The 18,639-nt window shown below is 51.0% G+C and carries 15 protein-coding genes and 1 tRNA gene; 15 read left to right on the top strand and 1 reads right to left on the bottom strand.

Going from position 1 to position 18,639, the window contains the following annotated elements; genetic code table 11:
* Positions 1-47 precede the first annotated feature (47 nt).
* The 9 genes from KGZ93_11295 (at position 48) to KGZ93_11335 (ending at position 11,232) form a co-directional block, all read left to right on the top strand.
* On the top strand, positions 48-1,964 hold the full coding sequence (locus KGZ93_11295; protein ID MBS3910184.1) for a hypothetical protein: 1,917 nt from the start codon (positions 48-50) through the stop codon (positions 1,962-1,964).
* Positions 1,965-2,009: 45 nt separating this feature from the next.
* Positions 2,010-2,303 (top strand): STAS domain-containing protein, encoded by a 294-nt coding sequence (locus KGZ93_11300; GenBank protein MBS3910185.1) that lies wholly within the window; start codon positions 2,010-2,012, stop codon positions 2,301-2,303.
* A gap of 30 nt (positions 2,304-2,333) precedes the next feature.
* On the top strand, positions 2,334-2,714 hold the full coding sequence (locus tag KGZ93_11305) for a response regulator (protein ID MBS3910186.1): 381 nt from the start codon (positions 2,334-2,336) through the stop codon (positions 2,712-2,714).
* 81 nt (positions 2,715-2,795) lie between these two features.
* Entirely contained in the window at positions 2,796-4,934 is a 2,139-nt protein-coding gene (locus KGZ93_11310; protein ID MBS3910187.1) for a chemotaxis protein CheA, read from the top strand.
* Between the two features lie 162 nt (positions 4,935-5,096).
* On the top strand, positions 5,097-6,818 hold the full coding sequence (locus KGZ93_11315; GenBank protein ID MBS3910188.1) for a CZB domain-containing protein: 1,722 nt from the start codon (positions 5,097-5,099) through the stop codon (positions 6,816-6,818).
* Between the two features lie 18 nt (positions 6,819-6,836).
* On the top strand, positions 6,837-7,325 hold the full coding sequence (locus KGZ93_11320) for a purine-binding chemotaxis protein CheW (GenBank protein MBS3910189.1): 489 nt from the start codon (positions 6,837-6,839) through the stop codon (positions 7,323-7,325).
* A gap of 83 nt (positions 7,326-7,408) precedes the next feature.
* Positions 7,409-8,275: a protein-glutamate O-methyltransferase gene (locus KGZ93_11325; GenBank protein ID MBS3910190.1), complete on the top strand. Its 867-nt coding sequence runs from the start codon at positions 7,409-7,411 to the stop codon at positions 8,273-8,275.
* A 13-nt stretch (positions 8,276-8,288) separates the two neighbouring features.
* A complete protein-coding gene (locus KGZ93_11330) occupies positions 8,289-9,356 on the top strand; it encodes a chemotaxis response regulator protein-glutamate methylesterase (GenBank protein ID MBS3910191.1) in 1,068 nt (355 codons plus the stop codon).
* A 310-nt stretch (positions 9,357-9,666) separates the two neighbouring features.
* Positions 9,667-11,232 carry a VCBS repeat-containing protein gene (locus KGZ93_11335; GenBank protein MBS3910192.1) on the top strand — a complete coding sequence of 522 codons (1,566 nt, stop codon included), beginning with the start codon at positions 9,667-9,669 and terminating at the stop codon, positions 11,230-11,232.
* Positions 11,233-11,459: 227 nt separating this feature from the next.
* Here KGZ93_11335 and KGZ93_11340 read toward each other — a convergent pair whose 3' ends face one another.
* On the bottom strand, positions 11,460-11,969 hold the full coding sequence (locus tag KGZ93_11340; GenBank protein ID MBS3910193.1) for a rubrerythrin: 510 nt from the start codon (positions 11,967-11,969) through the stop codon (positions 11,460-11,462).
* A gap of 175 nt (positions 11,970-12,144) precedes the next feature.
* On the opposite strand from KGZ93_11340, the gene KGZ93_11345 reads away from it, so the two are divergent.
* The 6 genes from KGZ93_11345 to KGZ93_11370 all read left to right on the top strand — a co-directional run bounded on the left by KGZ93_11345 (position 12,145) and on the right by KGZ93_11370 (position 18,593).
* A tRNA-Glu gene (locus tag KGZ93_11345) sits at positions 12,145-12,218 on the top strand.
* 226 nt (positions 12,219-12,444) lie between these two features.
* A complete protein-coding gene (gene tadA / locus KGZ93_11350) occupies positions 12,445-14,154 on the top strand; it encodes a Flp pilus assembly complex ATPase component TadA (GenBank protein MBS3910194.1) in 1,710 nt (569 codons plus the stop codon).
* Positions 14,147-15,628 (top strand): HD domain-containing protein, encoded by a 1,482-nt coding sequence (locus tag KGZ93_11355; protein ID MBS3910195.1) that lies wholly within the window; start codon positions 14,147-14,149, stop codon positions 15,626-15,628. Before tadA ends, KGZ93_11355 begins: the two co-directional genes overlap by 8 nt.
* Before the next feature lie 153 nt (positions 15,629-15,781).
* Entirely contained in the window at positions 15,782-16,843 is a 1,062-nt protein-coding gene (locus tag KGZ93_11360) for a flippase-like domain-containing protein (protein ID MBS3910196.1), read from the top strand.
* Positions 16,844-17,116: 273 nt separating this feature from the next.
* The gene (locus KGZ93_11365; GenBank protein MBS3910197.1) at positions 17,117-17,509 is read left to right on the top strand and encodes a hypothetical protein; all 393 of its coding nucleotides are present in this window, start codon (positions 17,117-17,119) and stop codon (positions 17,507-17,509) included.
* A gap of 538 nt (positions 17,510-18,047) precedes the next feature.
* Positions 18,048-18,593 (top strand): hypothetical protein, encoded by a 546-nt coding sequence (locus tag KGZ93_11370; GenBank protein MBS3910198.1) that lies wholly within the window; start codon positions 18,048-18,050, stop codon positions 18,591-18,593.
* Positions 18,594-18,639: the final 46 nt, after the last annotated feature.

The raw sequence follows: 18,639 nt of genomic DNA on the forward strand, positions 1-18,639 counted from the left end.
TGCAGGCTTAAAACCTTGTCCAAAGATAAGGATAGGTAGTGTGCGAAATGAGTGAGATTTGCTTTGTTGAAGAGCTGACAACCACATTAAATGGAGATCACAAAGACGATAAAGACCCCCTCGGCGATTACATGAATCCGTTGGCTTTAATCGTAGAAGAGTACGAGGGAATGTTGGGCAAGTATAAAACGATTGTTTCTATGGCCGGCGGAAAGCTCGTCGAAGTGCAGGGCCTCACAGAGACGGCGTTTTTGAAGATCGGTGTAAGCCTACCCGACATCAACGCGGCGCTTCGCACTACAGAGGGTGAGGCGAATGGGCTAAGTCGATATTTCAAAAGAGAGAGCGGTCTTCTCCCGCAAGAAGGTTCTGAAAAGAACAGCGATCTAAATAAATTGCGACACGCCGCGGATTACCTCATTAGGGTCGTAAGCGATCAGGGTGACGCGTTTCAAAAAATGAGTGAATTGATGACGCGTATAGATAATCTCAAATCGTCGATCGAGAGTATTCGCGATTTCGCGGCCGAGATAGAGATGCTCTCGCTCAATGCGGCGATTGTCGCTATTAAGGCGGGCGACGCGGGACGCACGCTAAATCCGATAACGAATGAGTTAAAGAAGATGGCTAATGCGGCTATCGCTCTTATCGATGATATTGTAAATACTTCGGAAGCGCTCGCCGAAAAATACAACTTGTTCCAGGAGATAAGCGAGAAACAGACCTCGCTCTGCAAGTCCGATGTTCGGCAAATAAGCGGCAATCTTAAACAAAAACATGAAGGGCTCCAAGAGAATATCGTAAAACTTGTCGTACGTCTCGATGGGATCAACGGAGCGGTAAACCGGTCCTTGCAAGCTATACGCGAGATCATGAACGAGTTGCAGGTGCAGGATATCCTTACACAATGCACGGACCATGTGCGCAGGTCTCTTGAGGAGGCAACCAACGGTGAGTTCGGACAGGTCGACGAAAACGCGGGCGCGGCGGGCGCCGAACATCTGCTCGATATAGTCTCGTTCCAGGAAAGCGTGCCGCTGCTCTGCATTCAGCTGCTGGACGACATCGATATGCGACTCGACGCTACGGTGCGAGAGCTGGAGGACAAGTTCAAAATAATACAAAAGCTGTTGCTCGACGCGGAAGTCGTGAATCAAACCGGCGATGGCGACTCAAAGGATAAATACTTAAGCGATGTCGATGAATCGTTCCAGGGTGTCGAGGATGCCGTTATATGTACGGCATCCATGATGCAAAATGCGGCAAACAGTTGGGAGCAATTGTGGTTCACGGCTGTGGGTCTTTCCGAAATGCTCGAAATTCTTGAGAGACAGTTTAGGCGCTTAAAGAGGGCCACCAATTTTCATCTAATAAACATTCCTATAAAGATAGAGGTCGCTCGGAGCAGCGGTCTGGCGAAAGACGGGGAGCTGTCGCAGCGCGTCGATGGCTTGGCCGACTATATCAGCAATGAAATGAGAGAATCCCATAGGGCGGTTTCTCAAGATTATCGGTTCTTAAATCAACTCATCGATTCGATGGGGAGGCATAGGGTAGGCGTCGAGTCGAACCTCGAGTCGATCGCCGGGGATATCGATGATTTACTCGGCAATTTTTACCGCGCCAAGTCGCAGGTAAAATCGACGTTCTCGCTCTTATCAGAGCATGTTTCGATGCTTCAGGAGTTGATTCAAGCATCGCTTGCGGATCTAGAAAGAGTTCGCGCGCTGGCAGACCAGAACAAGGAGCTGAAAGAAGATTTCCAAAAACTCGCATCGATGGCGGGTAAGACAAAAAAGAGAGTGCTTTCAACGATCGATGGTGATGATTGGAGGGTGCGCGACACCCGACTCCAAGATACCATCGAAAAGTTTACGGTATTATCGCATAAGAAAATAGCGGGCGACATGTGCGATGTCGACGTTGAACATGGCGAACAAGAAGGCGAGTTAATTCTTTTTTAGCGCGCCAAAGACCGAGCGGCATCACCTACTGTGTGGAGGAGGCGTATGTTTAAACTACATAAGGACAAGAAAGGCACGATTGTTATTACCGGCATCCTGTCAATTGCGAGCATTGAAGCTCTCCATGTTGAACTAAGGGAGCTTTATGACGAAGGCGCAAGCGCAACAATCGATTGTTCAGGGGTAACCGAGATAGATACGGCGGCCCTACAATTGCTTATTGCGCTTAAAAGGTATTTTTTGGAGACGAGTAGGCCGATTGTGTACATTGCCGGCCCGGCAATGGATGAGGCATTGGCGTTATCCGGGCTAAAAAAGTTACTATTATCGGCAGCTTGATTATTGCCGCGATATTGAAGGGTGAGGCGAATGGATCAAAGCGTTTTGGTCGTTGACGACTCGGCGACGCTCAGAGCGTCGGTCAAGTTCACATTGAGCGAGGCCGGCTATGCTGTTGAGGAAGCTATCAATGGCAAAGATGGTCTGCAAAAACTGCGGCAGCTAAAGACGAGGGGTGTGCGGATATCGCTTATTATAAGCGATATCAATATGCCGGAGATGGATGGGATTACCTTTGTGCAAGAGGTTAAAAAGGATAGCGCGCTCCGTTTTATCCCGGTTCTCATACTGACCACCGAGTCTCAGGAGACAAAAAAGATGGAAGGGAAAAACGCCGGCGCCGCCGGCTGGCTGGTCAAGCCTTTCAACAACGACCAATTGGTCGGCGTCGTGAGGAAGTTCGTTCGCTAGCCGCGCTAAATATTGAGATCCCGCTAAAGAGTCAACAAGCAGGGACGATAGCACAGACGACAGCTTATTGGAGGTAAAACTATGGACCAGGGAACGTTGCTTGAAACCTTTATTACAGAGGCTACTGAGTTAATCCAAGAACTTGAGATAGATGTTGTGGCGCTTGATGAGTCTAGCGAAGACGAAGAACTCATCAATCGGATCTTTCGCGCAGCTCATACGATTAAGGGCAGTGGCGGATTGGTCGGTCTTACGGCGATATCCGATTTTACGCATTCCATGGAGAGCGTGCTCGATCTCGTTCGCCGGCGTGAACTCGCGGCCACCGGTGAACTCGTTAGCGTGTTGTTGCGGGCCGTGGATTTGCTGAAAGCGATGATTAAATCCGCCGCATCAGGTGAATCCTGTTTTGACCAGCGTGAACTTGAGTTCACGCTCGAATTACTTGCGCAGTTTTTGCCCAAGCGCGAGGATCCCACGGATGATACCGAGACGGGGAACCCAGGCTCGAGAAAGCGTGCGGAGGACTCATATTTTGAAGTTGAGATGAAGCTCTCCGAGAACCTGTTGGAAACCGGAACCGACCCCTTAATGCTCTTTCGCGAGCTGCAAGATATCGGTGAGATAGTCGAGATAGTTGTCGATGCGCGAGGCCTTCCTGATTTTGACAATATCGATATCCACAAATTATATCTAACATGGAGGCTGATAGTGAGAACAGCCGAGCCGTTCTCGAGCCTCGAGAATATCTTTATTTTTGTTGCGGACGATAGCGAGATATCGATCTCCGACAGTTCGCTTCACTTCAAAGAGGGTGTCGACCTTCGCGTCGCCGACATGAAGCTCGGCGAAATCTTGGCCGAAGAAGGCCATGTTATATCCAAGGATGTTGAAGAGGCATTGTCGTCGCAGAGTAAGATCGGAGAACTGCTTGTTCAGAGCGGTAAAGTTAAAGAGGAACACGTAAAAAGCGCGCTTGATAAGCAATTAAGGAGCCGTGAGGTTCAAAAAGCGACTACAATCCGGGTCGATACCGAGAAGCTCGACAAACTAGTAAATCTCGTCGGCGAAATGGTCATCGCGGTTGCCCGGGTAGACCAGCAGGGTCTACATGAAAGCGGCAATGGGAAAAGGACCGCCCTGGGCGCGCTCGAGATGCTTCAAAGGATCAGCCGGGACTTGCAGGAGCAGGTAATGCGCGTGCGCATGATACCGGTCGAAGGGCTCTTCAGTCGTTTTCATCGCGTCGTAAGAGATCTCGCGACCGCTGAAGGAAAGCATGCGCGGCTATTGCTGTCGGGAACAGAGACCGAACTCGACAAAAACGTGATCGAGCAGTTGAGCGACCCTTTAAAGCATCTAATTCGAAACTCGGTCGATCACGGCATCGAATCGTCTAGCGAGCGTCGAAAGGCGGGCAAGCCGGAAGAAGCGGTTGTTAAGCTTTTAGCGTATCAACAGGAGGGAAACATCATCATCGAAGTCTTTGACGACGGTCGCGGCATAGATTCCGAGGCGATTATGGAAAAAGCGGTCGAGAAAGGTCTTATCAACCGGGGGGACGAGCTGAACAAAGAGGATACGTACCAGCTTATGTTTATGCCGGGATTCTCCACCGCCAAAAAAGTAACCGATGTCTCCGGGCGCGGTGTCGGCCTCGATGTCGTTAAGCGCAACATTGATGAGCTTAAAGGCGCCATCGAGGTGATATCCGAGGTCGGCAAGGGAACTACGTTCAGGATTAGATTGCCGCTCACCTTGGCGATCATCGACGGTATGAATGTGAAGGTTGGGGATGAAACCTTTATCATACCCCTTCTGTCGATTGTGGAGTCGATTCGACCGCGCATAGAAGCCGTCAAAACGGTCGAGGGGACCGGTGAAGTTATCGACGCCCGCGGTGAGTATCTGCCGCTCGTGCGCCTGCACCGGGTTTTCGATATTCAAACCGACAAAATAGACCCATCGGAAGCGCTTGTGGTCATCATAGAAAGCGGCCGGCGCAGATTCGGCATTCTTGTCGACGATGTTATCGGCCAGCAGCAGGCGGTTATTAAAAGCCTTGAAAAGAACTTTCGCCAGGTCGATGGAACCGCGGGCGCCACAATCCTCGGCGACGGCACGGTCTCTTTGATTATCGACATTCACGGCCTCGAAAAGATGGCCTTCAATGTGGCCGGCGCCTATAACGTGGCCGGCGCGACCGGATCCGCGGCGTAGTCGAAGGTGGATGCGACTATTAAGGATACAAACAAAACCTTGATAAGTAAGAATAATACAAATAAAAGGGGGCTGGACACGCTGGTGTATAGAGGCTGGTTTTCCAGGTTTATCGACGGCACGGAAGCGCAAAGCAGATAAAATTATTGCTCAAGGAGGCAAATGGAAATGGTGAAAATGAACATTAGGAACAAATTATACCTTGCATTGGGAGCGATGATCGCGCTCCTCGTTGTGACGAGCGTCGTCATCTTTATTACGAGTTCAAACCTGACAACCGCAAACAAGGCGATTGTCGAAGAATTCGGTTTTAAAAGCAATATGCAGACGTTTCAAAAGCAGCACGCTGATTGGTTGATAGCGCTATCCGATCATATGCTAATCGGTACTGAATTTAAGAAAACGTTGAACCCGCGTGATTGTGGGTTTGGCAAATGGTATTACGGCATGGTCGATTCAGAGGAATTTGGACAACTCGACCCCCAAACAGCCGGTCTGCTTAAGTCGCTTGAGGAGCCCCATAAGCACTTGCATGAGGGCGGCGCTCAGGTATTAGATGAGATGAGTGCGGGCCGTAAAGCCAATTCTCTTATGTATTTTAAGGAAAAAACGGTTCCCACTATCTCGAAGTTGGATGGTCTCTATACCGAGTTGATAGATATCTCGGAGAGCAATATAGAGAGGCAAGAAGCGGCTTCCGCCGCGAGTGAAAAAGCGCAAAACATGCTGGTGATTATAGTAACGATAGTGGGCGTTCTTCTCGGCGTCGCCATAGCTTACATGCTGTCGAGAAATATCGTCACCGCCGTCCAGCGTATGGTGGACTCACTAAAACTAGTAGCAAAAGGGGATTTCACGCGGCAGGTCGATCTTAATAATCGTAGCGACGAGCTGGGCGAAATGGCCCATGAACTCAACGGCATGGTCAAGAACTTATCAGAGATGGTCGGCAACGTAAACGAATCTTCGGAAACCGTTGCTAACGCCGCCGATCAGATTTCAGCCGGCAATCAGGAACTCTCACAAAGGACACAAGAACAAGCATCGGCCCTGGAAGAGACGGCGGCGACCATTGAAGAGATGTCTTCAACGATAAAGCAGAACGCCGATAGCGCGCGAAACGCAAGCACCCTTGCGAGGAATGCGTCCGATCTGGCCCAAAACGGGGGCAGAGTCGTTGAAGAGACAGTATCTTCGATGAGCGAGGTAACAGAGGCGAGCGAGAAAATAGCCGATATCATAAATGTGGTAAACGAGATAGCGTTCCAGACCAACCTCCTAGCCTTGAACGCGGCGGTCGAAGCGGCGCGCGCCGGCGAGCAAGGAAAGGGTTTTGCGGTTGTCGCAGGCGAGGTCAGGAATCTTGCTCAACGAAGCGCTGAAGCCGCAAAAGAGATACAGAACCTCATAAAAGACAGCGTCGGCAAGGTCGAGAAAGGCAACAAGCTGGTCGAAGAATCCGGAAAGACCCTCACGGCGATTATCGACGCGATTCAGAAGGTCGCCGAGACCGTATCCGAGATATCATCGGCCTCGCAGGAACAGGCTACCGGAATCGACCAGGTAAACAAAGCTGTTGGTATGATGGACGATGTTGTGCAGCAAAACGCCGCGCTCGTTGAAGAGGCGGCCGCGGCATCGCAGTCCCTGGCGTACGAGGCGGAAGAACTGCGGAAAGCAATGTCGGTCTTTTCCATAGCAAACGAGAGTTTATTCAATAGGGATGGTAAGACTGCCCGTGAAAAAGGGTCGAGGTTGTCGTTGGTTGGCAAGACCGCGCACAAAGAGAGCGTCGCGCACAAAGAGAGCGTGAAGGTATCGGCCAGGGCGGCCGGCGCGGAGAATATGGAGATTAGGAACGAAGAGGATTTTGAAGAATTCTAGAAAAAGGAGATGGTTGAAATGGAAAAACTCAAAGATGTGACGCGGGCCATCTCCACTGGCGCCGGCGACCAATTCGTCACCTTCGCTCTCGATAATGAAAAATACGGGGTTGAGGTGCTAAAAGTCCAGGAAATTATCGGATATCAAGGGTTCGCGAAGGTGCCGAATGTACCGCCTTTTGTTAAGGGTGTATTGAACCTGAGGGGCTCGGTGGTACCCGTTGTGGACTTGCGACTGAAATTAAACATGAAGCCGAGAGAGTATGATAACTTTACTGTTATCTTAATAATGGAAGTGCGGGAACGGGTTGTAGGCATTATTGTGGATGCTGTTTCCGATGTTGTAAATCTCAGTCCCGAAGATATACAGCAAACTCCTGATTTTTCCTCAGGTATACGAGTCGATTTTATCAAGGGAATGGGTAGAAAAGACGAGGAATTGATTATTATATTAGATATCGATAGGGTCTTAAGCTCGAACGAGCTTCAGTTGTCGGAGATAGCGTAAACGTACGTCCCGGGGGCTAAAAACCCCCGGGACGTAGCTGTTCGAAATTACTTTCGGTAATCGGTAAAGACGAGGAAACATCTATGCAAATTAAATGCGGAGCCCAATTCAAGATAGACGATAGGGAGTTTGGGCGGTTAAAAACCCTCATCAAGGAATTAACCGGTATCAATTTGACCGACCAGAAGAAAACGCTTGTGGTGGCCCGTCTATCCAAGCGATTACGTGCTTTAGGGTTATCAAGCTTTGCGGAATACTATTATTTTCTTACTGAAACCGGGGATTATTCGGAGGTTACGCATTTAATCAACCGCATAACGACTAATAAAACCGATTTCTTCCGAGAGAGGCACCATTTTGAATTTTTAACAGAGGCCGTTTTGCCCGGGATTTGCGAGGAAGGCGAAAAAAACGGCACACGCAAACTTAGAATCTGGAGCGCCGGCTGCTCGTCGGGCGAGGAGCCATATACTATTGCCATTACATTGTGCGAATACTTTCTCGATAAAGCCGGCTGGGATATAAAGATTTTAGCCACCGACCTCGATACGGAGATGCTCGAAAAAGCAAGGGCGGGCATCTACTGTCAGGATGGAGTCGCGCCGGTTCCGCCTGAGTATTTGCGAAAATATTTCAAGAAGGGCGTCAATGCGAATACAGGCCGGTATATGGCAAAAGATAAGCTTAAAAAGATGGTTATATTCAAGCGGCATAATCTCACAAGTGAGAGATATCCGTTCAATGAGCAAATCGATGTTGTACTCTGCCGTAATGTGATCATCTATTTCGATGAAGCAACAAAAGCGAAGGTAATAAATAGTTTCCATGATGTTTTGCGGGATGGCGGCGTTCTTTTCTTGGGCCACTCCGAATCGGCTATAGGCAACGAGAGCAGGTTCAAACTAATTGGTAACAGCACGTTCCGTAAGACCACCCTTCGTTCTGTGTAGCTAAGGAGTATCGATGTCAAAGATAAAGGTGCTCGTTGTCGATGATTCGGCGGTCATTCGACAACTGGTGAAAGAGATATTGGAGCGCGACCCCGCAATCGAGGTGGTTGCAGTAGCAAGCGACGCTTATTTCGCCGAACGAAAGCTTAAAGTTCACGCTCCCGACGTAATAACGCTCGATGTCGAGATGCCGGGCATGGATGGAATTTCGTTTCTAGAGAAGATTATGCATTCAAATCCAACGCCCGTCGTTATGTTAAGCTCCTATACCGATCGGCGCGCCGCTGAAACATTTAAAGCCCTGGAGTTTGGCGCGGTCGATTTTGTTACGAAACCTAAGGCAAATATCGGCGAAGGTATTGAGGCGCTTGCGGAAGAGCTTATCGCAAAAGTTAAGGCCGCATCTAAGGCCAATATAAGAAAAACGCAACCGAAACTCGTCGCGGCGCCCGCGCATTCCGTAGACGAAGTCGTGGCGCGAAAACGCTTTACCGGGTCGAAACACGGGGACGGCGTAATTGTGCTCGGCGCATCGACGGGCGGCACCGTAGCCATTAGCGATTTACTTGTCTTGTTACCGAAAGACTCGCCCGGGATAGTCATTGTTCAGCATATGCCGGAGCAATTTACGAAGGCTTATGCCGACAGGATTAACGGTTTGGTCGACCTTGATGTCAGGGAGGCGAAGAACGGCGATAGGGTGAGGCGAGGCGCCGTTCTAATAGCACCGGGCGGAAGACACATGTTATTGCAGAAGGATATCCAAGGTTATTATGTCCAAATAAAAGACGGGCCGCCCGTAAACCGACACAAGCCGTCGGTAGATGTTTTGTTTCGTTCCGCCGCGAATTCCGCCGGGCACGAAGCGATCGGCATTATACTTACGGGGATGGGAAACGACGGAGCAAAGGGGATGCGGGAGCTAAAGGATGCGGGTGCCTTCAACATCGCCCAAAGCAAAGAGACGTGCGTGGTCTTCGGTATGCCCAGAGTAGCTATTGAGTTGGGAGGCGTCGACAAAATCGCCTCAATCGAAGAGATTCCCCGCTTACTAGCGGGACGCGACCGGAGAGCGTCTTAAAATATTGTGATAAACTTCTATTTTTGTTCCACTAGCGGTTGCTGAGCAGAACCATGCGTATGATTATTTCTCTGAACGAAAAATTTCTTTGAAGTGAGTTTTTTTGGCAAGGCTCTTAACGAGATACCCTCAAACCCGAACCCTTTCACCACGATGTTCAAGTAATTCTAAAAACTTGAAAGCCGCGTTAAGCGTGACGCCGTCGCGGGAGCAACGCGGCCCGAGGGCTGGACTTGCCTCTCTCCGTTGAGTATAACCAATCACGGATTGCAAAAAACGAACGGAAGGGGTGATTCTTCTGCGAAGAGTAATGCGGAGTCTTTTACCGGCAATATTGACAATCATCACACTCATGGGAGGCAGCGCGTCCGCGGTAACCAGATCCGAGGTCATGGATCGGGCCGAGTCATGGACAAAGAACTCGGTGTCGTATAGCCAGTCTCGCACATTCAGGGGCTATAGAGCGGATTGCAGCGGCTTTGTCTCATATGCTTTAGCACTAAATAAGCCTGGGCAAACGACTAACACGCTGGCCGGCACGACAAAACCCGTCAAAAAAAGAGACCTGGAACCGGGCGACATAATCGTCGCAAAAGGCGTTCACGTGGTGCTCTTCGGGGGCTGGGCAAACAGGGAGCAAACAAAATACGTGGCGTACGAACAAGCGTCATCTACCGGTTCGGTGGTACGAGTTACGCCTTATCCCTACTGGAAGGGCGCGGGCGGATATGTCGCCAAACGTCACCCGAGTGTTGGCGGAGGTCGTGCGATAACGGTATCTCGCGGAGGCGAGCGAACCTTGCCGCCGTTGCGCGATAAGCTGACGCGCAAGCAAAGCGATTACAATGGCGACGGGGTATCCGATTTATCGGTTTTGTACGACGGGGCATCGAATAAGCGCTCTCTCTGGCGTTTCTATTCAAATAAGGGCAAATTCAATGCCGTTAGCGTTTGGTCCGGTGCCGGGGGTGCGTTCACGGCGCAAAACTCAAAGATGACTTCCGGTGATTTTAACGGGGACAATATTGCCGATACGGCGTTATTCTATCGGAACCACGATGATACCTCGTCCATCTGGGTCTTTTATTCGGGTAAAGGTCGGCGGGTCAAGGTCAAGATGGTGTGGACCAGCCAACCGGGCCGGTTCGATTGGGAACGGGTGAGCCTGGCGTCCGGAGACTTTAACAAAGACGGCCGCAGCGACTTGGCCTTGTTTGACGGCACATCGGCCGAGAGCAGCGCGTTGTGGGTTATGCTGGCGGACAAGTCCGGCGGCTTCGCCATGTCAAAATGGTGGCAGGGGGAACCGGGAGCGTTCGATTGGGAAAGCGCCAAGATGCTGTCTGGAGACTTCAACGGTGACGGCCGTTCTGATTTGGCGTTCCTATACGACTATGCTCAAGGTCCCACGGCGATATGGGTATTCGCGTCCAAGGGCAACGGTTTTTCACCCCGCGTCTGGTGGAAATCCGCGCCAAATACCCTCTTGGCGGACAGGGTCAAGATGGTTTCCGGCTATTTCAACCGCGATGACCACGCGGACATCGCCATCTTCTACGATGAGCCAAAGGGAGGCACGTCCATTATAACGCTCTACGCGAACAAAGCCGGTTCGTTAACGGCCCGCAAGCGATGGTCGGGCGAACCGGGGGCATTTAGCTGGAATCAGGCGAAGATAATGGCCGGCGATTATAACGCGGATGGTCTAACCGATTTGGCGTTCCTGTACGGTTATCGAGACGGGCACGCCAGGGCATGGATGTTCGAGAACGATTCCGGTAATCGGTTTCTGCCGAGGACGTGGTGGAGAGGTGTTTCGGGGACGTTCGATTGGTCCAACGCGATCATTGCCGACCAGGGCTTTACTGAAGATTAGTCTTGGCGATGGGGGCCTGGCGACTACGCCTTACGGTCTCTCACCGTCGATCTTTAGCGAGACGGGAGAGCGGACGCAGCTGTGTCGTTACTACCGCATAAAAGGCTTCGAGTGTCGCGATTGCATCCGTCTCAACGTCATCGCCAAATCTTGCGAAAAAGATCACCGCGGAAGCGAGTACGCCGGCGCGTATTATAAGTTATCGGCTACATGATCTTGATTCCGCACTACTCGCTCCCCCGCATCTCCAAGTACTCTTTGAACTTCGCGGAATGTCTTCCCTCGGCTTTTGAAAGCCAACCGAAGAATTTGGCTATATCGTCGAAGCCTTCCTCCCGGGCTTTCGCCTCGAAATCTTTGTACATCTTCCGCGCCTCGTATGACTCTCCCTCAATCGACTCGAGAATGTTCTCCATCGTCGTCTTTGCGCCGCGCAGATACAATAGATGTGAGAGGGCGTGCCAAGTCTCCTCGTACGCGAACTTCAAAAATAAGTCCTCGGCAATCTCGTCGCCCTCTTGTTCGGCAATTTTGGCAAACAACAGATAGCGGCGGTTGACTTGGGATTCTCCGGCAAAGGCTCGTTTCAGGTTGTTCTCGGTCGCCGAACCTAAAATGTTTGCGGACGTCTCCGTAGTCTTGAACTTATCACTGGAAGCTCCGCAGACGGTGCAACCCCCCGGTGCTTCTTTGTTTGCTATCAATAACCCGCAGAGACCGCATTTCCATATATTCAAGGTTTAGTCCTCCTTTAGTTGACGCGCCCCCGACCCTGCGACCGCAAGGCGCAAATGAAATCCCGATTATAAGCACGCGGATATTGAACAAGTCTATCCCATCCGACCAGACTTGTCACCGGGCATCCCATCGTTTATAATTTTTATGCGGCAAACAGCCGTCGAAGATTTTTATGGCGCGTTCGTCTAGTGGCCTAGGACATCGCCCTCTCAAGGCGAAGATCACGGGTTCGACCCCCGTACGCGCTACAAAAAAAGACCGCCCGTCGCGGTCTTTTTTTTGTCGGGCATTATCGGTTTTTCGCGGCATTCGCGCCGCGCATTTTCATAATGGCCCATACCGGCGCAAATCGCTGTGTCGCGCTCGACAAAGATCCTCATTTAAGTGCTAAGACCGCCCATATTATTCAAGGATAATCGGCCGGTAACCGATTAATACATTCGTAGGCTGAAGCACGAATAAGAAGGAGTTCGAATGTACAATACCGCGGGACAATGCTCAGGTAAAATACGACTGGGAGAACTCCTGGTAGCCTTTGGCATAATCACGCAAGAGCAATTGGAAGACGCGCTTTTTGAACAAAAAAAATCAGGAAGGCGTCTTGGCCATGTTTTGCGACAGCTCGGGTATGTCAGCGAAGAAACGATGATAGAGTTTTTGGGCAAGCAGCTCAATATCCCCAGCATAGACCTTGAACAGGTCGTGCCCGATAAGGAGGTCGTCAATCTCATACCCGAAGCGATAGCGAGGCGTCATAAGGTTATACCGGTTTCAAGAGTCGGTAATGTGTTGACGCTTGCCATGCCGGACCCGCTCGACGTCTTCGCCATCGATGATGTGGCGGGTATTAGCGGATGCGATATTAATGCGGTCGTCAGCACGGAGCGGAGCGTGCTCAAAGCAATCGACAAATATTACTGGATACAAGAGACAGCGCCGGATGCCGACGCGGATGTGACTTATTCGACAGACCATTCCGAGAAACTAATCGATAATGCGAACATGGCGGATGGTTCGGCGGTCAAGCTCGTCAATATGATAATAAGGCAAGCGGTAAACGACAGGGCTAGCGATATACATATCGAACCCGATGAGCGCCAATTAAGAATCAGAAACAGGGTCGACGGCATTTTGCACGAAGTCATGACCGCCCTTATGTCCATGCATGCGGAAGTAGTCTCACGCCTGAAAATCATGGCCGACCTAGACATAGCGGAGAAACGAGCACCGCAAGACGGACGGTTCTCCGTCGATACCGGAAACGATAAGATCGACATACGAATCTCGACTGTCCCAACGATTTTCGGAGAGAAAATCGTGTTAAGACTGCTCGAGAAGAAGGCTATTATGGTGGGCGAGGAGAAACTCGGGTTCGATGAGCGGGACCTACCGAGATTTCGACGGATGATAAACAGGCCTTACGGTATGATATTGGTGGCCGGACCGACCGGAAGCGGCAAGACGACAACGCTTTATACCGCTTTGAATATAATTGCGGATGTTGAGAAAAACGTCGTGACTATTGAAGACCCTGTTGAGTATAAGCTGGCGCTAACCAACCAGATACAGGTCAATCCGAAAGCCGGGGTCACATTCGCGAGCGGCTTGCGTTCTATTCTACGCCAAGACCCCGATGTCATAATGGTCGGCGAAATTAGAGACAAAGAGACCGCGGACATTGCGGTTCATGCCGCCCTCTCGGGCCACCTCGTCTTTTCCACTATCCACACGAATGACGCGCCCTCGACCGCCGCTCGATTCATTGAAATGGGCATCGAGCCGTTTCTAGCCTCGTCGGCTATTCTCGGCATCATAGCGCAAAGGCTGGTGCGCTTGCTCTGCGAACACTGCAAAGAAGAATACGCGCCTACCCCGGAGTTGCTGGACGAACTCGGTCTAAGCGACGCCCCGAACCTTCTTTTTTATAGACCGCACGGTTGTATCGAGTGTAAAGGAACCGGATACAAAGGCCGGGAAGCTATCTTTGAAATCTTAGAGGTCGACGAGGAAATCAAGAACCTTATTGTCGCCAAAGCGCCCGCCGCACGAATACGCGATGCCGCATTGCGAAGGGGTTTTAGGACGCTTCGCGACGCCGGTCTCGCGAAGATTGTCCAAGGTAAGACCTCCGTGGAGGCCGTTCTGAGGGTTACTCAAGAGGCTGAGGTCGCGGCGGATGATTAAAAATATTTTCGCCAAGGGCATTCGGCGCAAAATAACCGTAATCCAAATATCGGGGGCGCTGGTCTTTGTTCTTAGCCTGGCTGCCATATTTGTGGGAGATGAGACGAGCCTCAGACAGGGCTTGATTTGCGCTACGGCTTTGTTCGCGCTGATATCGATGATCTTGGGCATGATTATCGCCGCCAATACGCGCAACAGTCTCAATTCGCTCACCGGCGCGGCGACACAGCTAGCGGAAGGAAACTTGACGATTGTCATCGACAAACCGGCGGACGGCCATTTAGATGAGCTTGCCGATGTCCTTGAGTACATTCGTGACCAGCTTAAATCGTCTTATGGTGCTATCCAGGAATATATCGATGAATTGCAGTCCAGAGTCAAAGAACTCTCGCTCCTAAACGATATCGACGGAGCGATTCTCGCCGGAAGCAGTCTCGACACCTTACTCGATTTAGCGAGTGAGCGTATTTGCGGGCTTTTGGGCGGAGATTGTTCTTTGGTTGCTCTCGTCGACAAGAAAACGGGGAGTATGACGATAAAGAGTGCGTATGGTTTTACGGATGATGAGAAACACGGGCTTCTCATCCGCATGAGAGACAAGATAATCAACTGCGACCTTTGCCTCTCGTTAATCGCGGGCAAAGTCACAGTAGTCGAGAACCTCTACCAATCGCATTTGAGTGAGGATGCTAAGAGCGTGTGTAGTTGCTTCGGAGCCAAGGCGATGCTCGCGGCGCCGCTTACGGTCGACGGCAAGCCTATTGGGAGCATTGTCGTCTGGTATAAGCAAACCCGTAGCTTCGATGAGAGCATACTCGACAGGTTTAAGCTATTTACCGACCAGACCGCCGTCGCCATAAAGAGCGCGTCACTCGTCGACGGCATGCGCGGGCTGACCGTCGAGATCATGAGGGCGCTGGCCATGGCAATCGACGCGCGAGACTCGTATACCGCCAATCATTCGGACCGCGTCAGCAGGTTCGCCGTCACCCTGGCCCAAGAACTCGGTCTCGGTGAGGACGATGTGCGGATTATCGAGTACGCGGGCCTCCTTCACGACATTGGAAAAATCGGAATCGCTGAGAATATATTGAATAAGACCAGCTCGCTGACGTCTGATGAAATGTCGGCGATGAAGACGCATTCGGTAATTAGCGCCGATATAATTCGTCCCATCGAATTTCTAGCCGATGTCGTACCGATCGTCCGCCATCACCACGAGTGGTTTAACGGCAAAGGCTATCCTTCGGGATTGGCGGGCGAGGAAATTCCTTTTGGGGCGCGCATTTTAGCGATTGCCGATGCGCTCGAAGCTATCACGTCAGATCGGCCCTACAGCAAATCGCTGACGCTTCGCGAAGGTCTTACGCGGTTGAATGCCGGCGCGAATGTCCAATTCGACCCGGAAATGGTGGTGGCAATGAGCCGCGTAATCGAGAGAATCGAGGACGTCTACCGCGCGGAAGTTTCTTAAGCAAGCCGTCGCCCCTTGCCTAAGACGCGTATCCGCCAGCCGCGATCTCGCGTACGGCCCGTCATCTAAATCACTCACTTAGCGGAAATTGGCGTATAATTGGTTATGCTTAAATGGCGTTTGGTGTGACGATGACGGAGGCTTATTCGCGTTTTGCATGGTGATTCAGGTAATCAGATAGATCGAAATAGAGCAAAAAAAGGCTTGGCGTTCGTTTTGTTTCTCGGTATAGCGGCGATCGCCGGTATCATGTATTTTACGTACGACACCGACACGCTAGACGCGTTGAAAAGGATGAATGCCGCTTATCTCGCGGCGGCGATGCCGGCGGTATTTCTGAGTTGGTTCTTTAGCGCCGCCGCGTTCTATATTCTTACCAAAGCGATCGAGCGCCCGATATCCATGGTCGCTTCGGGAAAGGTCTATCTGGGCGGCAGTTTCTTCGGCTTTATCACTCCGTTCGGGTCCGGATTGATGCCTACGCAGGTGTACCTTCTATCTAAAGAAGAATTATCACCGGGCCAGGCGATCGCGGTTACAGGCGCTCGGGCGATGATTTCTTCGTGGCTCTTCGCTTTTCTGGGGCTCGTGATATTGATTGCTTTCAGGTCGTCGGTTCCGGAAGGGATCGGCACGAATATACTCATTGGAGTAGTCGCTGTGGCCATAATTTGGTCTTTGCTCGCCCTTTACTTTATTAAGCGCCCGGCGGACGCGACACATGTCGTGTGTCGTGCGTTTAATACTCGCTTTATGCGTCTATGGTTGAAAGCCGACCGGCGGGAGAGCTTCGAGAACAAAATCGACGATGAAATCAATCGCCTTAGCGCGAACCTAAAAGACCTGTTTTCGCCGAAAAACTATTTTGCGCTGGGCCTTGTATTCCTTGTCCAGGTCGGAGCATGGTTTGCGCTCTTCTCCGTCCTTCCGCTCGTTCTGCTGGGCTTTGGGTGGGAGGGAAATTTTTCTACCCTCATCTTCAGGATGTTTCTGCTCTTCTGTCTGGTACCCGTCTCACCAACCCCGGGTGGGAGCGGGGCGGTGGAAGTCGGCTTTACGATGTTGCTCTTCGGTGTTGTCCCCGCCCACCTGATCGGACTGGTCGTGTTGGTCTGGCGAGCGCTCACATACTATTTGACGCTGATAGCCGGCAGCTTAGTGGTCGCGAAGTCGTTTTCACGGGTCTCGGCGACGGAACGCGCTGACGCGGGATAAACACCTGTCGGGCGGCGGTCGTTTATTGGGTCCGCCCGATTTAACGCGGCGAGATATTAGCGACGCAAGGGGCGCGGACCGCCGTGTTCTTTCAAGACAGAGACTTGATTTAGACTTGATTTTTGCGGACTCTATGGCTTAACCTTAAGCCTACAATTAGTTTTTGAGCGCTTGCATGCATAGCTGTAGTCGGCACAAGAGGAAATCGTATTTATCGAAGAAGGAATCGCCGTTGAATTCGTCGACATTTCTATCACATCAAAGGTTAAAAGGTTGAAAAAGGGACAATGCGATATATGCGGTAATCAGTGCGGCGATATCTGGACTCTCGTCTTGGCGCAATACGATTCGCTCCGATTCGAGCAATCGACCCGTCTTACGCTATGTGTCGACTGTGCGGGAAAAATGTCGGGGGCATTGCAAGCCGTTAAAGCGAAGACCGAAGAGGACTCGCCGGTGATCATTTGCCCCAATTGTCGAGAGCGCGTAAGAACACAGGAGCCGAAGGTCGCGCGCCCCTGTCCCAGATGTTCGACGATATTCTCCGCTTACTCGGCCTGGAAACGCGGGAATTCGGCGGACGGCACTGAGGGTGAATGCGCGACTGGGCGACTTTGCGGCGAGCGAAAGTGGAGCGGTAAGCGGGTTGTCGGTGATAAGAAATAACCGTATTGCCTCATCCAAAAATGTACTTGACCGGAGCGACATTTTTAAGTATAATTTTGTTGCGGGATAAGCTACGAATAGATATTTGAAAATTTCAAATTGAGAGGCTTGAGATAGTAGAAAAAGGCTAGCGTACCCCACCGAAATGGATGGGATCGAGAGTCAGGCATAAGCTGTCAGTGAATAAAGGACCTAATGGATATGTTGGGTGAGTAAACCCGAGGTGTTCATAGGAAATCCTTATTGGAGCCCCAGAATGGGGAAGGGCGGCGAAGCGAAGGTTATCTTAGGCCTCTCTTTATTTTGCCCGAAAGATCGTTCACGCCACTTTGAACTGCGCAAACGGAAATCCTGCCGGCTTTGACTAGCTGAGGCTAGCCGCACCCGCCGCGAGTGATTCTTTTTTAGATGAACATATTGTTGCTTAAATTTGCTATTGGGCGCCTTATTTAATAGAATTAGGACGAAGCACGGACTTTGTGTCATAGGTCACGTTAAGGCGATAACTTAAGGCCTTTGTTTAAGATTGGAGGATTTAGTGCGCTTAAATAAGAGGTCGTATGCGATCGTTGTCGGGGCAGTCGTCGTGGTTCTGGCTGTAGTTGGCGTGCGGATGATGTTGGGCGGCAAGTCGTCACCGGACGCGAAGAAGCGCGAGGTGGAGGTCAAGAATTTAGTCATCAACGGCTGGGTGGTCAAGCATAACGCTCGTCTAGATGAGAATCGAAATAAAATCAGGGATTTCAAGCAGCTACTGATTGAGTATTACAGCGCCGAGACGGGGGCGCTCGTAGAGCAACAGCGTTTATTGGACGCTCTAACCGCCGCCGACTTAGCCGCCGCGACGGATGATAATTCCGGGGAGAAGATTAGCTCCTTCAATATATCAGACGTCGTATTCACGGAAGAAAAATTTACCGGCGATAAGGCGGAAGTCGAAGCCGCGGTCGAGTTTTTTATTAAGTATCGCACGCAGGCCCAGGACTACAGCACTTATGGTAAGAATACATACCGTTGGGAAGTCGCAAAAGAAAAAGATAAGTGGAAAATCGTTAAAGAAGAAATGCTCCCCGATAAAGAGTAGCGGGAATCATAGTAACAGTTGAGAATTGGACCAGCGAACGCCTGCA

The organism is Actinomycetota bacterium (assembly GCA_018333515.1).
Taxonomy (GTDB): Bacteria; Actinomycetota; Aquicultoria; order Aquicultorales; family Aquicultoraceae; genus Aquicultor.

Coding starts and splice junctions, on each gene's coding strand:
- KGZ93_11320 (MBS3910189.1), top strand. CDS start 6,837: ATGGAAAAACTCAAAGATGTGACGCGGGCCATCTCCACTGGCGCCGGC.
- KGZ93_11315 (MBS3910188.1), top strand. CDS start 5,097: ATGGAAATGGTGAAAATGAACATTAGGAACAAATTATACCTTGCATTG.
- KGZ93_11325 (MBS3910190.1), top strand. CDS start 7,409: ATGCAAATTAAATGCGGAGCCCAATTCAAGATAGACGATAGGGAGTTT.
- KGZ93_11310 (MBS3910187.1), top strand. CDS start 2,796: ATGGACCAGGGAACGTTGCTTGAAACCTTTATTACAGAGGCTACTGAG.
- KGZ93_11295 (MBS3910184.1), top strand. CDS start 48: ATGAGTGAGATTTGCTTTGTTGAAGAGCTGACAACCACATTAAATGGA.
- tadA (MBS3910194.1), top strand. CDS start 12,445: ATGTACAATACCGCGGGACAATGCTCAGGTAAAATACGACTGGGAGAA.
- KGZ93_11300 (MBS3910185.1), top strand. CDS start 2,010: ATGTTTAAACTACATAAGGACAAGAAAGGCACGATTGTTATTACCGGC.
- KGZ93_11335 (MBS3910192.1), top strand. CDS start 9,667: ATGCGGAGTCTTTTACCGGCAATATTGACAATCATCACACTCATGGGA.
- KGZ93_11330 (MBS3910191.1), top strand. CDS start 8,289: ATGTCAAAGATAAAGGTGCTCGTTGTCGATGATTCGGCGGTCATTCGA.
- KGZ93_11355 (MBS3910195.1), top strand. CDS start 14,147: ATGATTAAAAATATTTTCGCCAAGGGCATTCGGCGCAAAATAACCGTA.
- KGZ93_11305 (MBS3910186.1), top strand. CDS start 2,334: ATGGATCAAAGCGTTTTGGTCGTTGACGACTCGGCGACGCTCAGAGCG.